Here is a 15,594-nt window from a genome sequence, read left to right as displayed (position 1 = left end):
TCTCACTCTCCTGCCAGTATGTTCTGTCCCAGCAGCAAGAGCATGCGCACATCGATCCCGCAACCGTCGGCGCGCTTGCCGTCGATAAAGCTGCGGATGTCGGACAGCGGCACGCGGTGGACGATGATGTTCTCGTCACCGATCCCGCCGCCATCGCCGACACGGGTCAGTTCGCGCGCGCGGACGAGAGTGAAGCTTTCGCTGACCATGCCGGGCGACGACCAGAAACAGCCGAGGTCTTCGAGCACCGCTGCCCGGTAGCCGGTTTCCTCTTCCAGTTCGCGCCCGGCGGCGGCCAGCGGATCTTCACCATCGAATTCGGCTTCGTCGCCGATCAGGCCCGCGGGCAGCTCGATACAGTATTTGCCCAAAGGAACGCGATATTGTTCGACCAGCAGCACGTGGTCCTGCGCATCCACGGCGAGGATCACCGCAGCGCGGATATTGCGCGGCCGGCCGACATATTCCCAGCGGCCGCGGGTCTTGGCGGTGATATAGTCGCCCTGCCAGACGATCCGCTCGTCCGCATCGTGATCGGGGACGGGCACGATCAGACCTCGATCAGGCGATCGGGCAGTTCGTTTTCGTCATCGTCCGCACGCGGGAAATGCTGGGACAACACCTTGCCGACATCGCGCACGCCGACCGCGAGACCCTCGGCAACCCGACCCTGCCTGATCTCTCCCAGCATGTCGGCCATCGCCTCGCCCCATACTTCCGCAGGGACGATCGCGGCGATCGGTTCGTCGGCAACAATCTCGGCGCGGTGTTCGCGCATCGACAGGTACAGCAGCACGCCGGTGCGACCATGCGTGCGGCGTTCTGCGCCGACCTTGAAATGCTTGATCGCGCGGGCATGCGTGCGTGCGGTCTTTACCGGGCCCGGCGTGAGCGCGAAGCGCAGCGGATCCCAGCTTGCCGCAAGCCAGCCGAGCACGAAAGCGATCAGCCCCAGACCAATCGTCATGCTGGCCAGCTCGCCCGTCGTCCATTCGTGCGACCAGCCGCCGATAAGCCCGTCCCACAGATCGAGGAAGGGCTGCGGCAGCATCGCGAACAGGCTCATCGCGGTGAAGGACAGGCCCGCCGCCCAGACCAAGGCAACATCGGCATAGCTGTCGCTGCGGTCGGCGAGCACGGTCACGATCTCGCCGCTCGTGGTCATTTCGGCACGCGCGACGGCATCCGAAACGAGCGTGTGATCGTCTTGCGAAAGATAGCCCATTACCACCCCCCGGAGGCGCCGCCGCCCCCGAAACTGCCGCCGCCGCCGGAGAAGCCGCCGAAGCCGCCTCCGCCGCCGAAGCCACCCCCGCCGAAGCCGCCGCCGCCACCCCAGTCGTCATCGGTCAGACCACGCGCGACGGCCTTGCCGGCTTCCCACAGGATGATGTCGCCGACGACACCGCCCACGCCGCCGCGGCGATAACGCCGACCGCGACCGAACATCGGCATGATGAAAAAGAAGAAGATGAAGCCCAGCCAGATCAGCGCGCCGATCGGGAAGCCGCCGTCGCTTTCACGCGCGGCGGTGCGTTCCTGCGCGACACGCGCCGCTTCTTCTGGCGGCAGCTCGAGCTGGGTGATGATCTGGTCCGCGCCCCAGGCGATACCGCCCGAATAGTCGCCTTGGCGAAAGAAGGGCTTCATGCCCTCGACATATTCGAAGGCCAGCCCGTCGGGGATCACGCCTTCGAGACCGTACCCCACTTCGACGCGCATCTTGCGTTCGTTGGGGGCGACGATCAGCAGGATGCCGTCATTGCGTTCGGCATCGCCCAGCGCCCATTCGCGCCCGAGCCGATAGCCGTAATCGGCGATATCGTAGCCCTGCAGATCGGGTATCGTGGCGATCACGAACTGGCGCTGGTTGGCTTCCTCGAACTGGTCGAGCTTCTGCGTCAGCGCGGCTTCGGTGGCGTCGTCGATGATGTTGGCGGCATCGACGACCGGCGCCGTTCCGCGTTCGGGAAACTCCTGCGCGGCGGCGGGCAGGGCGAGGCCCAGTACCGCCGCCAGCGGCAGGATCATGCGAGTGATGAAGCGCATTGCAGCGCAGCTCAGTTGGCGGCGTCGCTATCCGAGCGCATGTTCAGCTCGGGCGCGACTTCGGCGCCCTGGGTCACCGCTTCATACGGCACCATCGGTTCGGCACCGTGAATGATGTTCGCGCCGATCGTGTCGGGGAAGGTGCGGATCGTGGTGTTATACTGGCGCACCGCTTCGTTGTAGTCGCGAATGGCGACGCGAATGCGGTTCTCCTGACCTTCGATCTGCGTCATGAAGCGGCCGAAATTGTCCTGGCTGCGCAGTTCGGGATAGGCTTCGACATTCGCCATCAGGCGCGACAGCGCACCGCCGAAAGTGTTCTGGGCTTCCTGATACTGCGCCATCTTGTCGGGATCGCCGAGATCGTCACCGTCGAGCTGGATTTCGGGGCGCGTTGCCGACGCGCGCGCCTGCACCACGGCTTCAAGCGTGGCGCGTTCCTGCTCTGCCGAACTCATGACGATCTGCTCGAGATTGGGCACGAGATTGGCGCGTTCCTGGAACGCGGCCTCCACATCGGCCCATTTGGCCTTGGCGGTTTCTTCGGCCGCAGGGACCGAATTGATCCCGCATGCCGACAGCATCAGCGCGGCGGCAGCGACTATGGAGGTCCGGAAAGCAACCAGGCGGTTCATGCGAATTCCCTCTTCGGTAAAATGTGTCTTGCCTAGATAGCACACCTGCGCGGCTATACAAGATTTACCGTACTTGTCGGCTGTGTCGCGCAATGGCAGGGGTGACACCGGTTTTCACAGTTAAGGGGGTATCGCGTGCTCAAAGATTTCAAGGATTTTATCGCCAAGGGCAATGTCATCGATCTGGCGGTTGCGGTCATCATCGCGGGCGCATTCGGGGCGATCGTCGCCTCGCTGACCGATGAAATCATCATGCCGGTTGTCGGGGCACTATTCGGTGGAGCCGACTTCTCCAGCTATTTCATTCTCTTGAGCACGCCCGAAGGCTATGAAGGTTCGCTTACGGACTACGCCGAACTGAAGGAGGCAGGTGCCGCGATGATCGGTTACGGCGCATTCATCACCGCGATCATCAATTTCGTGATCCTCGCCTTCATCATCTTCCTGCTGGTCCGCTACGCCAAGAAGGTGATGGCCGAATTCGAGGAAAAGGAAGAAGCGGCGGCGCCTTCCGGCCCGACCGAGATCGAGCTGCTGACCGAGATTCGCGACGCGCTGAAGAAGTAAATTGCGCGGGCCGGTGCCCGCATACACTTCACATTAAGCGGGCAGGGCCTATATGGGACCTGCCCGTTTTTTGCGGGCTATGGCGATAAACTGCGCTGTGCAATAGGTACAACGGACCCGGGGGCAGTACCCGGCGGCTCCACCACAATCCGCGCCGTTGCGCGGGTTCTGACGGGGCCGAACTAGGATCGACGTGTGCTGAAAGACAGTGTTTTCGTCCGGGCTGAGTATCCCGTAAAAATGTTCACAACACACAAGTGCCAACGATAACGAAGCACTCGCTCTCGCAGCGTAATTTTATGGCCTAACGGCCTGAATTTACAAAGCTAAAGCGCGGTTGGACCCACCGGGCAACAGAAGCGGATTCCGGGGCTCCGGGGGTAGCTAGCAACAGAAACCCCCACCTTCTCTTTCATCTACTTCGGTTCGGCAGGCGATACCGCGGGACTGTCCGCAGTTTTCTCGCCGGCTTCGCGCGCCTCGCGTTCGTAGCGCAGCGCATCGAGGATCTTCGCTCCGCCGAGGAACACCGCGCCCGCGGTCGCGGCGAACAGCAAATAGCCACCGACACCGGGGTATTGCAGCGTGTATTGCGCGCCGCGCGTCATCGCGCCCAGAGCGAGCGCGAAAATGATCAGATACGCTTCGAACCGCGTCTTGATCACGAACAGTCGTTTCAATTTTGCGAGCACGCTTCTTCTGGTCTCCGCCCTTAACCAATAGGATAGCAATTCCCGTGCCAGCACAGGGTTCCTGCGGATCACGATGGTTAATTCCTGCCGGGATGTAAAGCGGCCCGACAGGGCGGTCCAGCGCGTTAACCGGGTGGCGAATTCAGGCGAGCTCGTCGAGCGACAGCGCCGAGAGCAAGGCCTCGCGCGCCTCGATGACCTGGACGGCCAGGCGATCGGTGCCGATCTCTTGCGGCTCGATCCGTTCTGGCCACATTTCGGCAATGACCGACTCGATACGCTGGGCTTTCGCCTCGTCGAGCAGGAAGCGTGCATCGACGGTCGCCGGATCGGCAACCACGCGCAGGCGCAGGCAGGCTGGGCCGCCGCCATTCGCCATCGACTGGCGCACGTCGACGGGAATGACCTTGCGGATCGGACCGTTGGAGGCGAGCATGTGTTCGCACCACGCCCAGACGCTGGCGCTTTCCTGGCATTCGCCGGGAACGATCAGCGCCATCTCGCCGGTCGGCAGCGTCACCAATTGCGCGTTGAACAGATAGGTGCGTATCGCCTCTTCGAGGCTGACCGCACTGGCCGGCACTTCGACGACATGCAGCTGCGGGAACACCGCGCGGATCGCTTCATAGGCATTCTTGCGCTCGGCGAAGGCCTGTTCATGCGTGAACAGCACGGTCTCGTTCGCCACTGCCACCACGTCGTTGTGGAAGGCGCCCGATTCGATCGCGACCGGGTTCTGTTCGATGAAGACGCAGCGCGCGGGGTCGAGGCCGTGCAGGCGCGCGACGGCGCGGCTGGCCTGTTCATGCTGGCGCGCAGGGAAACGCCCGCCCGGGCGGCCATAGACGAATACTTCTACGCCCGGCGCATCGTGGCCTTCGCAAAACCGCATGTGATTGGCCGCACCTTCATCGCCGAAGCTCGGCGGGACCGCATCATGGATCGCGAAATGGCGCGTATCGCCGAATGCGATACGCAGTTGCGCCTGTGTATCACGCCATTCCTGCCCGCGGTGGAGCATGGTGACGAGATTGGCGGGGGTTAGGTGACAGCGACCATCGGCGGTGTCGGGTGCAGGGCTGACAGTGGCCGCATTGGCGGTCCACATCGAACTGGCCGACCATGCCGCGGCGATCAGCGCACGGTCGCTGTCGGGGCCAGCGGCGAGATCGTGCAACAGGCCGCGGTTGGGGCGGGGCAGCGGCAGCAGGAAGCCCTGCGCCAGCCCGCGTTCCATATTGCCGCGCATCTTGGCGATGCCTTGCAGCGCGGCGGCACGCGGGAAGGACGCATCGCCGCGGTGGCTGGCACTGGCAATATTGCCTAGGCTCAGCCCGGCGTAATTGTGGCTGGGGCCGACGATCCCGTCGAAATTGATTTCCTGAAGCATATCCTGTCCGTCCGCCGGTGCCGCGCTCAGCGCGCCACGCTCCACACTTCATCGCCCTCGCCGACTTCGAGCGTCCGCGCGCACAATGCATCGATAGCGATCGAACCGTCGGGACCGATCTCGCGCATGCCATAGGCGCTGCGGAAACTGTCGAGCGTGCCGGTCGCGATGAGCGCCCGCTCGCCGATGTCGAGTTCGGTCGATGCAATCTTTGCCGGCACCGACTTGCGCACGCTGCGAACTTGGTCGGTGCGGGCGGTCATCGTGGGACCACCGTCGAAGATATCGACATAGCCCTCGGCCGCGAAACCTTCGTTCTCGAGCATGCGCATCGCCGCGCGCCCGGTCGGGTGCGGCACGCCGATCACCTTTTTCGCCTCCTCGTTGAGCATGGCGACATAGACCGGGTGCTTGGGCATCAGATCGGCAATGAACTGGTTGCCATTGATCGCGTTGAAATAGTCGGCTTCCTGGAAGGTCATGCCGAAAAACCGTCCGGCGACACCATCCCAGAAGGGCGATCCCCCGCGATCGTCGATTACCCCGCGCAATTCGGCGAGGATCCGGTCGGCGAAGCGCGCGCGGTGCATTGCGATGAAGAGATAGCGGCTGCGCGCCAGCAGCAGGCCGAAACCGCCCGCGCGCTCGGCGGGGTGGAGGAACAGCCCGCCGACTTCCGAACAGCCTTCGAGATCGGTTACCAGGCTGAGCAGTTCGGCACGCACCGTGCGATCGAGTTCCTGGCTGTGCTGCGTGAGCGTGTTGAGACGGTAACTGTAGAAGGGCCATTGCTGGCCGACCTGGCTGAACAGCTGGCAGGTGCCGCGCACCTGGCCGGTTTCGGTATTCTCCAGCACCAGCGTGAACTGGTCGTCGCCCAACTCGTCGTATGTGCGGCCGAAGGCCTCCTCGGCGCGTTCGAGCTTGCGGGTCAGCGCAGCGCGATCCGCGGGAAGGTTGGTGAAGCCTCCCCCTGTGAGCTTGGCCATTTCGTAGAGCTGTTCGAGATCGGCGATATGCGCCGCGCGCAGGCGGAAGGTCACAAGTGGTCTCCGGTGGAAAGCTTGGCGAGTACCAGCGCTGACAGCGCCGCGCGCTCGCGGAGGCTCGGGACGATCATGAACTCGTCCGGCGAATGGATGGCGCCGCCGCGCACGCCCATCGTATCGACCACGGGCACGCCGGTGGCGGCAATGTTGTTGCCGTCGCACACGCCGCCGGTGCTTTTCCAGCCGATCTGCTGGCCCAGCTCGGCGCCACAGGCCTTGACGAGATCGAACAGCCTCTGCGCCTTTTCGTCGACGGGCTTGGGCGGGCGGGTCACGCCGCCATGGCGGTGGATCGCAACGTCGTGTTCGCTGCGGACGATGTCGAGGATGGCAGCAAGCTGGCCGTCGAAGCGGTTCATCGCGTCGGTCGATTTGGGCCGGATGTTGAAGCGCAGGATCGCCAGGTCGGGCACCACGTTGTTGGCGCTGCCGCCCTCGATTTTGGCCGGGTTCACGGTGATGTCCTCGGCTTCGAGCGCCTTGATGCGCAGCACCAGGTCGCTGGCCGCGACGATTGCGTTGCGCCCATCGTGCGGATTGCGTCCGGCATGTGCGGACTTGCCCGTGATCGTGATCGCGTAATTGCCTGTGCCGCCGCGCGCATGCGCCAGCGTACCATCGGGCAGCGCGCTGGGTTCGTAGGTCAGCGCAGCATATTTTCCGCGCGCCAGTTCCTCGATCAGCGTGCGGCTGGCGAGGCTGCCGGTTTCCTCGTCCGAATTGATCATCACGTCGTAACCCACCCGCGAGGCGCCTTCCATCGTTTCGAACGTCTTCAGCGCGTGGAGGATGACATTCAGCCCGCCCTTCATGTCGGCGGTGCCGGGGCCGTTGATCGTGTCGTCGTCGAGCCAGCTAACCTGTTGGAACGGGTGATCTTCGGGAAACACGGTATCCATATGTCCGGTCAGCACGAAGCGGCGGTCCGCTTCGGGGCGCACGCGCAGCACCATGTGCTTGCCATGCGGTTTCTCGTATTCGCGACCTTCGGGGGAAATCGCGGTGACCGTGGCGGGTTCGACCAGTTCGACATCGCCGGGCAGCGTGCTGAAGGCATCGGCGAGGATCCGGGCCATCCGGTCCAGCCCGGCGATGTTGCCGGTACCGGTGTTGATTGCCGCCCAGTCCTGAACTTCGCGCAGCATCGTATCGGCGTCGATCGTCGCAAGCAGCGCCTGGGGTGCGGTATCCGGTTTCATGTGCAACGTCCTTAATCCTGCCTTTGCGCGAGTCCAGCCCGCGCCTTGCAAAGATCAACGGCGGGCGGCATAGACCGTGCCACTCCTCCCCGGGTACGACATCGCCGTTCTACTATTGCTCGAGGAGTTCCATGACCGAATTTGTCACGCGCGCCGGAATCGAAGCCGATCCGCAGCTTGCCGCCTTCATCGAAACCGAAGTGCTCGGCCCGCTGGGTCGCGACGCCGATGATTTCTGGACGGGTTTCGCGAACCTGCTGGGCTCGTTTGCCCCTCGCAACGCCGCGCTGCTGGCCAAACGCGAGGAATTGCAGGCGAAGATCGACGCTTGGCATTCGGAGCGGGCGGGACAGCCGCACGACGCGGATGCCTATCGCGCCTTCCTCGAGGAAATCGGCTACCTCGTGCCCGAACCGGGTGATTTCACCATCGGGACCGAGAATGTCGATCCCGAGATCGCGACAATGGCGGGGCCGCAACTGGTGGTGCCGATCCTCAACGCGCGCTTCCTCCTTAATGCGGCGAACGCGCGCTGGGGCAGCCTCTACGACGCGCTTTACGGGACCGACGCGCTCGATGCGCCGGCAGCTCGTCCGGGTGGCTATGACGAGGAACGCGGCGCCGCGGTTATCGTCGAGGCGCGCAAGCTGCTCGACGAGATCCTCCCGCTCGCTTCGGGAAGCTGGAGCGATCTCGAATCGCTCGACGATCTGGAGTTGGCCGATCCGTCGCAACAGGTGGGGCGGACCGACAAGGGCCCGCTGTTCCGGCATAACGGCCTTCATATCGAGATCGTGGTCGACCCGGACAGTCAGGTCGGCAAGACCGACCGGCTGGGTATCGCCGATGTCAATTTCGAAGCCGCGCTGACCACCATCGCCGATTGCGAGGATTCGGTCGCGGCGGTCGATGCCGAGGACAAGCTTAACGCCTATCGCAACTGGCTCGGCGTGATCCGCGGCGATCTGGAGGAGACCTTCGAGAAGGGCGGCAAGACGCTCACCCGCAAGCTGGTGGGGGACAAGACCTATACCGGCAAGGACGGCAGCGAACACAGCCTGTCCGGGCGCAGCCTGATGTTCGTGCGCAATGTCGGCCATCTGATGACCAACCCGGCGATGCGCTGGGACGGCAAGGAAATCCCCGAGGGTATCCTCGACGCGGTGGTCACCTCGGCCATCGGCGCGCAGGATGTCGCCGGGCTGGGGAAGTACGGCAATTCGCGCTGCGGCAGCATCTATATTGTGAAGCCCAAAATGCACGGGCCCGAGGAATGCGCCTTCACCAACGAGCTGTTCGATGCTGTCGAAGACCTGCTCGGTCTGCCGCGGCACACGATCAAGGTCGGCGTGATGGACGAGGAACGCCGCACTTCGGCCAATCTCGCCGCGTGCATCCATGCGGTGAAGGACCGCATCGTCTTCATCAACACCGGCTTCCTCGACCGTACAGGCGACGAAATCCACACCTCGATGCGTGCGGGCCCGATGATGCGCAAGGGCGAGATGAAGAACTCGGCCTGGCTCAAGGCCTATGAAGCGCGCAACGTTGGAATCGGATTGGCGCATGGCCTGTCGGGCCGTGCGCAGATCGGCAAGGGCATGTGGGCCGCGCCTGACCTGATGGGGCAGATGATGATCGAGAAAATCGGCCATCTGCGCGCCGGGGCGAACACCGCCTGGGTGCCGAGCCCGACCGCGGCGACGCTGCACGCGATCCATTACCACCGCGAGGACGTGTTCGAAATCCAGAAGGGTCTGCCCGATGCGGCAAAGCTCGACGAGCTGCTCGCCATCCCGTTGGCCGACGGCACCAACTGGTCGGAGGACGAAATCCGCGAGGAGCTCGACAACAATTGCCAGGGCCTGCTCGGCTATGTCGTTCGCTGGATCGACGCCGGGGTCGGCTGTTCGAAAGTGCCCGACATTAACGATGTCGGCCTGATGGAAGACCGCGCCACGCTGCGCATTTCCAGCCAGCATATCGCCAACTGGTTGCTGCACGGGGTCATCTCCGAAGACCAGGTGATGGACAGCCTGCGCCGCATGGCGGCGAAGGTCGACGAGCAGAATGCGGGTGATCCGTTCTATCAGCCGTTGCTCCAGAACGAGGACGGCGCCGCTTTCAGCGCGGCGAAGGACCTGATCTTCAAGGGCGTCGAACAGCCCAGCGGCTATACCGAACCGCTGCTGCACGCCTGGCGGCGCAAGAAGAAAGCGCAGGGCTGACCACCGGCAATCGCGATCGAAGGAGAAGCCCCGCCGACCAGCGGGGCTTTTTCTTGGGACTTCAGCGTTCTGCGCTGAGCACGCGCGCGAGCGTCACGAATTCGTCGACCGTGACGGTTTCGGCGCGGCGTTGCGGATCGACGCCGATAACCTCGAGCGCATCGACTGCGCCGGGAACACCCTTGAGGCTCTGTCGCAGCATCTTGCGGCGCTGGCCGAAGGCGGCTTCGGTCAGCCGTTCGAGCAGCCGGGCGTCGACCCCCTCGGGCATGTCCGCGGGTTCGACATGGACGATCGCGCTCATCACCTTGGGAGGCGGGGTGAAGGCGCTGCGGTGGACCTTCATCGCCAGCTTCGCGCGGCTGCGCCACTGTGCCAAGACTGCGAGCCGCCCATAGGCCGGGCCGCCCGGCTGCGCGACAATGCGCTGCGCGACCTCCTGCTGGAACATCAGCGTCAGGCTCGTCCACAGCGGCGGCCATGCATTCTCGCTGCCCGTGGCCCCGGCCAACCAGCGCACGAACAGCGCGGTGCCCACATTGTAGGGCAGGTTCGACAATACGGCGAAGGGTTCTCCGCCCATCAGTTCTGCATGATCGAGCTTGAGCGCGTCGCCCTCGATTACGCGCAACTGGCCCGGGAAGGCGTCTTCCAGTTCGGCCAGCGCGGGCAGGCAGCGGCGGTCCATCTCGATTGCGGTCACGCGGGCACCGGCACGCAGCAGCGCGCGTGTAAGCCCGCCCGGACCGGGGCCCACCTCGAGCACCTGCCTGCCCGAAAGTTCACCGGGAACCGCCGCGATCCGGTCGAGCAGATGCTCGTCGAACAGGAAATTCTGCCCCAGCGCCTTCGATGCGCTGAGCCCGTGCCGGGCGATGACTTCGCGAAGCGGAGGGAGTTCAGCCATGCGCGGCCCGGTTGGCAGCGATCTCGGACGCCATGCGTATGGCGGCAATCATCGCCCCGGGATCGGCGAGGTTCTTGCCCGCAATATCGAACGCGGTGCCGTGATCGGGGCTCGTGCGCACGATCGGCAGGCCAAGCGTGACATTGACCCCCTCGTCGAAATCGAGCGCCTTGAGCGGGACCAGCGCCTGGTCGTGATACATCGCCAGCGCCGCATCGTAGGTCTGCCGTGCGCGCGGGGTGAACAGTGCATCGGCCGGGTGCGGGCCGGTCACGTCAAGGCCTTCGCCGCGCAGCGTTTCGATCGCCGGGGCAATGATCCGCGCTTCCTCGGTGCCAAACCGCCCGCCTTCTCCGGCATGCGGGTTAAGGCCGCAAACGGCGATGCGGGGCGTGGCGATGCCGAAATCCGTTTGCAACGCTGCAGCCACGATCCGCGCGCGTCGCTCGATCTGCGGCTGCGACAGCCGACCGGACACTTCGGACAGCGCGCAATGCACGGTCAGCGGCACTGCGCGCAGGCTGGGGCCGGCGAGCATCATCACCGCCTGTTCGGTGTCCTTGCCGCAAACTTCGGCGAGAAATTCGGTTTGTCCCGGGTGCTCGAAGCCGACCGCCGACAATTGCGCCTTGGCAATCGGCGCGGTGACGATCGCTGACGCGGTCTTCAGCAGCACGCAGCGCGTCGCTTCGGCCAGCGAATGCAGCGCCAGCGCCGCACCCTGTTCGTCCGGGCGGCCCATCGTTGCGGTGACATCCTCCTGGCCCAGAACGGGCAATGCCCGGCCGAACACGTCGCGCGCCTGCGCAGGGTCTTCGATAGGTTCGACCGCCAACGCCAGGCCACGACCGGTCGCCGCGGCCGCAAGCACGTTCGCGCCCCCGACGACGAAGAAGGGCGCGAGGCCTTCTTCGGAGCGCCGCGCCCAGCTTTCGACGATGATTTCAGGCCCGATCCCCGCCGGATCGCCAATCGATACGGCGAGGGGCGCCATGCTCAGCGTCAATTGTACTCGATGAAGGCGTCGTTGCGCAGGTCGCGCAGGTAACGCTGCGCGCGCTTCTCGATGCGCTCGTCCTCGAGCTGGCCCATGATCTGGTTGAAGTCGGGGCCGGCCGCGACCTGCGGATCGTCACGACCGCACAGCATCAGCACGCGCACTCCTTCCTCGAAGGAACCGAAAGGCGGGGTCGCCTGGCCGACCTGCAACTGCAGGATGATGTTCTGCAGCGCATCGGGCAGCGAACGGACGCGAATCTGATCGTTGGTGACGACCGAGGCACCCAGCCGCGCGGCGGCGTTCTCGGCATCGCCGCAACCGCGGATCGACTGCACGCCTTCGGTGAATGCGGCGACCTTCTGCTGTGCTGCGGCCTGCGACATGCCCGGTTCGAAGCTGATCTGGATCTGCTTGAGGCTGAGCAGCGCATCGCGCGGATCGGCGGTCAGCACCTGGCGCTTGTCGATCAGGTACAGGATCGAGAAGCCGCCCGGGATGCGCACCGGTCCGACCAGCTGGCCGGGCGCCATTTCGGCGGCAACGGCTTCGAGCTGGGCGTTCTTGAGCTGGGCCAGCTGGATCCAGCCGAGATCGCCGCCGACCGCGGCGGTCGAGGCTTCGGAGAACTGGCGTGCGTAAGCGACGAAGCTACCGCCCTGGCGGAGCTGCTCGACGATCTTGTTGGCGTTGGCTTCCACCGCCGCTTCGCTTTCGGGCGTGGCCGAAAGGTAGATTTCGCCCAGTCGGTATTCCTCGGTCCCGCGCGAGGCCTCGAGCCGTTCGATCAGCTCGTTGACCTCGTCGCTGGAGACATTGACGAAGGGCGCGATATTGCGGCGCAGCAGCGCGTTCCATGCCAGTTCACCCGTGATCTGACGCTTGAGCGCTTCGGGTGAGGAACCGATCGAGGTGAGATATTCGTCCATCCGGCCGGGTTCCTGACCGAAGTTCTGCGCCGCGACACGGGCATAGGTCTGGTCGACTTCGGCCTGCGAGATATCCAGTTCCTGCGCGATGGCGGCCTGGATCTGCAGCGTTTCGTCGATCAAATTGCGCAGCACTTGCATGCGCACGCGAGTCATTTCCTCGTCGCTGACCGGCCGCTGATTGGCTGCCAGCAGCAGCGCCACGCGCTGGTCGACATCGGTTTCGGTGATGACAAAGCCGTTCACGACCGATGTCGCAACACGGCGGTTGGGATCGCTGTTCTGCAGCATGGTGAGATCGCTCGGCAGGCCGAGCAGGTCACCCTGGGCCATCGTCTGTTGCGCCTGGCCCGCGATCGGTGCGGCAGCGAGGCCGGCAGCGGCGGCCATCGAAAGCAGTCGGGAAATCGGTTTTGCAGTCACGTGTCGAACCTGTCTTGCGGCATCGCCCTGATGCCCGAATATGCCACGCGCAATGCCGGGGCGCGGCTTAACCAAAGCTGATAATTGCGGGGCGGATAGCGTGTTTACGACGAGGTGCCAACAAGCGCGACCTATCGGAAACCCAGATTTCTCAGGCTGAAATAGAACTGGAAGGTGTCGCCGCGCTCGGCATCGCCCGACGTGATGTAATCACGGCGCCAGGTGACACCCAGTTCGAGGCAGTCATCCTGGTAGGCCACCCCCAGCCGCGTGCGGATCGGGTCGAAGCCGTCGGATTCGAGCGTGGGGTCTTCCTCACGATTGGTCAGGTTGAACACGCCCGAACCGAACAGCGACCAGTAATTCGCGAAAGAGATGCGCACGGCGCCGCGCAGTTCCTCGCGATCCTGCAAATCCTCGACATCGGTAATGTCGCGATCGAGCCGGACATAGCCGAGCTCGGCATAGGTCTTGCTCGATCCGACGGTGGCGTCGATCTCGTTGCGGCGGATCGCGAGATTGTCCTTGTCCAGCCGGAACCGGTGCGTGAAGCGCAGGAAGTCTTTGTAGCGCACTTCGGTCCGTCCGACGAAATCGGAGAAGCGTTCGGACAGGCCGGTGCCCACCGGGAAGATGTCGCGGTCGCTGTCGAGCCGGTAGGATTGGCCGACATTGGTCTTGAGCTCCCATTCGGGCACGCGCAGCGACCAGTCGAAGCCATAGGTAACACGCGCGCCGTCCTCGACCCGGTCGTAACCGGGAAAGCGGTTGAGCGCGAAGAGATTCGAATCCTCCAGATCGATCGCGCGCGCGTCCTCGTTGGGGATCGCAAGGTTCTTGATTGGCGGCGTGGCGACGAACTGCACGCGCGGGGTGAACACCTGCGTGCCGCCGAAGGCTTCTCCGACGAAGGGCCATTGCACGTCGAGCGCACCCAATGCCACGCCGCGATACTCCCACCCCGGATTGCCGCGATAGCTGACCGTGTCGGTGAGGTAGTTCTCGTCCGAGTGGTACACGTCGCCGCGCAGCATGCCGGTAAGCGTGACCACCTGGCCCAGGGCGGTGACGCGGCGCAGGTCCCATTGTGCGCGGGCGAAGGCGCGCTGGGTATCCTGCCCGATGTCGCGCGCGATCGCGAGCGTATTGCCCTGCAGTTCGAGTTGCCCGCCAAGTATCTGCGCGTCGGGTCGCCAGCGCACGTCGAGTACGGGGAGCGCAACGGGCACCTCGCCCTGCGGCTGGTCGAGCCGCAGCGTCTGCGTGGCCCAGCCCGCCAACGAGAAATAGGTATTTCCGGCGATCCGTTCGAGCTCGATGGTCGAGCGCAGCCGGTCGTCGCGGCTGATGTCGTAGCGCCGCAGGAAGGTGCGATCGGTCGAGCGGCGGATCGATCCGGTCAGGCTCCAGTCGGGGGTCAGCTGGAACTTGCCGTTCGCGAACAGGTAGCCGCGGAACTCCTCCGCACTGTCGGCCACGCCCGTCAGCGTCGAGATGCGCTGCGAATGCGTGGCATAGCCGGTGATCTGGTAGGCGCCGCTTTCGGTGAGGTGCCGCCATTGCGCGGCCACCATCGGCGCCGCATCGGTATAGACGTGGGTGGTCAGCGTCAGGTCTTTGTCGTCCGCGAAGCGGATATAGTAGCTGCCTGAAACCTCGACGCCGTTGCTTTCCGAAAACCGCAGGTCGGGCACGAGGAAGCCCGATACCGCGCCACCGTCGGTACGGATGGTCAGGCCGGGCAGGGGCAGGATGCGGGCCCCGAACAGCTCGAGGAATGCACCGTTGAAACTGATCCGCTCGCTCGCCGGATCGTAGACCACGCGCTCGGCAGTTATCCGCCAGCTGGGGTCGCGCGGACAGCCTTGCGGATCGACCACTTCGCACCCGCTGTAGGCGGCCTGTTCCAATGCGACCGTGCCGTCGCTTTCGCGCAGCCCGCGCGTCGCGGCGAGGCGTCCGCCCTGTCGCAGGGCGAGCAGCAGATTGTCCATCGCCCCGGCTTCGAATTCGTCGGTGAGTTCGACCCGTTCGGAGAACAGCTGGTTCCCGTTCTCGTCGACGAAACGGACGCGGCCGGTGGCGAGTATTTCGCCCGTGCTCTCGTTCCAGCTGACCGAATCGGCACGCAGCGAACGATCGCCGCTGCGCAGCACGACATTTCCGCTGGCGGTCACCGTGTCGCTATTGGCGCTGTATTCGAGAATGTCGGCCTCGAAATCGATCGCCCTGTTGCCCGCTGCGTCCACCCCGTCGTCGCCCGTGGGAGCGGGCGGCGCGTCAAGCCCGGCATTGGGATCGGGCACTGTCAGCAGCTCGTCGCTATCGCGCGCCGTATCCACGGTTGGCTGATCGGGTTGCGGGTCGCCCGGCGTGCCTTGCGGATCGACCACGCTGCCGACTGCGTCCGCCGCATCCTGCGCCAACGCGGGCTGCGCGGCGAACAGGGTCAGCGCCAGCGCGGTGAGGGTGGTGGGACGGGTGGCCTCCCGGCTGATGCGCGGGGTGGTCTCGACAGGGGGGAGCATC

At 64.7% G+C, this 15,594-nt stretch carries 14 protein-coding genes and 1 other RNA gene; 3 read left to right on the top strand and 12 right to left on the bottom strand.

The annotated features are described in order from the left end of the window. Positions 1-2 precede the first annotated feature (2 nt). From FHS69_RS12675 to FHS69_RS12660, 4 genes are read right to left on the bottom strand one after another with little or no spacing between them, the layout of a single operon-like run. Complete coding sequence (locus FHS69_RS12675; RefSeq protein ID WP_130586966.1) at positions 3-548, bottom strand: NUDIX hydrolase; 546 nt, start codon at positions 546-548, stop codon at positions 3-5. 2 nt (positions 549-550) lie between these two features. Beyond that, on the bottom strand, positions 551-1,225 hold the full coding sequence (locus FHS69_RS12670; protein ID WP_067463938.1) for a TPM domain-containing protein: 675 nt from the start codon (positions 1,223-1,225) through the stop codon (positions 551-553). Beyond that, a complete protein-coding gene (locus tag FHS69_RS12665) occupies positions 1,225-2,049 on the bottom strand; it encodes a TPM domain-containing protein (RefSeq protein WP_067667968.1) in 825 nt (274 codons plus the stop codon). The genes FHS69_RS12670 and FHS69_RS12665 overlap by 1 nt, the downstream gene beginning before the upstream one ends. A gap of 11 nt (positions 2,050-2,060) precedes the next feature. Beyond that, positions 2,061-2,684: a LemA family protein gene (locus FHS69_RS12660; protein ID WP_067463944.1), complete on the bottom strand. Its 624-nt coding sequence runs from the start codon at positions 2,682-2,684 to the stop codon at positions 2,061-2,063. Positions 2,685-2,819: 135 nt separating this feature from the next. On the opposite strand from FHS69_RS12660, the gene mscL reads away from it, so the two are divergent. Further along, positions 2,820-3,251, top strand: coding sequence for a large conductance mechanosensitive channel protein MscL (gene mscL, locus FHS69_RS12655; protein ID WP_067463956.1), 432 nt, complete (start codon positions 2,820-2,822; stop codon positions 3,249-3,251). Positions 3,252-3,274: 23 nt separating this feature from the next. Continuing rightward, positions 3,275-3,619: a transfer-messenger RNA gene (gene ssrA, locus FHS69_RS12650) on the top strand. 48 nt (positions 3,620-3,667) lie between these two features. On the opposite strand, the gene FHS69_RS12645 is transcribed toward ssrA, so the two are convergent. The 4 genes from FHS69_RS12645 to FHS69_RS12630 all read right to left on the bottom strand — a co-directional run bounded on the left by FHS69_RS12645 (position 3,668) and on the right by FHS69_RS12630 (position 7,581). Continuing rightward, entirely contained in the window at positions 3,668-3,916 is a 249-nt protein-coding gene (locus FHS69_RS12645; protein WP_404817831.1) for a hypothetical protein, read from the bottom strand. Between the two features lie 169 nt (positions 3,917-4,085). Beyond that, positions 4,086-5,333 (bottom strand): N-succinylarginine dihydrolase, encoded by a 1,248-nt coding sequence (locus FHS69_RS12640; protein ID WP_166777997.1) that lies wholly within the window; start codon positions 5,331-5,333, stop codon positions 4,086-4,088. 26 nt (positions 5,334-5,359) lie between these two features. Continuing rightward, on the bottom strand, positions 5,360-6,376 hold the full coding sequence (locus FHS69_RS12635) for an arginine N-succinyltransferase (protein WP_166777996.1): 1,017 nt from the start codon (positions 6,374-6,376) through the stop codon (positions 5,360-5,362). Next, positions 6,373-7,581, bottom strand: a complete 1,209-nt coding sequence (locus tag FHS69_RS12630; protein WP_166777995.1) for a hydrolase — start codon at positions 7,579-7,581, stop codon at positions 6,373-6,375. Before FHS69_RS12630 ends, FHS69_RS12635 begins: the two co-directional genes overlap by 4 nt. A 131-nt stretch (positions 7,582-7,712) precedes the next feature. On the opposite strand from FHS69_RS12630, the gene FHS69_RS12625 reads away from it, so the two are divergent. Next, complete coding sequence (locus tag FHS69_RS12625; RefSeq protein WP_166777994.1) at positions 7,713-9,809, top strand: malate synthase G; 2,097 nt, start codon at positions 7,713-7,715, stop codon at positions 9,807-9,809. Between the two features lie 61 nt (positions 9,810-9,870). Here the strand turns inward: FHS69_RS12625 and rsmA are convergent, their stop codons facing one another. From rsmA to FHS69_RS12605, 4 genes are all read right to left on the bottom strand, one after another. Further along, complete coding sequence (gene rsmA, locus FHS69_RS12620) at positions 9,871-10,716, bottom strand: 16S rRNA (adenine(1518)-N(6)/adenine(1519)-N(6))-dimethyltransferase RsmA (RefSeq protein WP_166777993.1); 846 nt, start codon at positions 10,714-10,716, stop codon at positions 9,871-9,873. Then, positions 10,709-11,710 (bottom strand): 4-hydroxythreonine-4-phosphate dehydrogenase PdxA, encoded by a 1,002-nt coding sequence (gene pdxA / locus FHS69_RS12615; RefSeq protein WP_208380352.1) that lies wholly within the window; start codon positions 11,708-11,710, stop codon positions 10,709-10,711. Before pdxA ends, rsmA begins: the two co-directional genes overlap by 8 nt. Before the next feature lie 8 nt (positions 11,711-11,718). Further along, the gene (locus tag FHS69_RS12610; protein ID WP_166777991.1) at positions 11,719-13,032 is read right to left on the bottom strand and encodes a peptidylprolyl isomerase; all 1,314 of its coding nucleotides are present in this window, start codon (positions 13,030-13,032) and stop codon (positions 11,719-11,721) included. 164 nt (positions 13,033-13,196) lie between these two features. Continuing rightward, positions 13,197-15,593 carry an LPS-assembly protein LptD gene (locus FHS69_RS12605; protein WP_166777990.1) on the bottom strand — a complete coding sequence of 799 codons (2,397 nt, stop codon included), beginning with the start codon at positions 15,591-15,593 and terminating at the stop codon, positions 13,197-13,199. Position 15,594: the final 1 nt, after the last annotated feature.

The organism is Qipengyuania flava (assembly GCF_011762005.1).
GTDB lineage: Bacteria > Pseudomonadota > Alphaproteobacteria > Sphingomonadales > Sphingomonadaceae > Qipengyuania > Qipengyuania flava.
The sequence above is the reverse complement of the archived record's forward strand: the minus strand, read 5'-3'. Positions and strand labels throughout refer to the sequence as shown.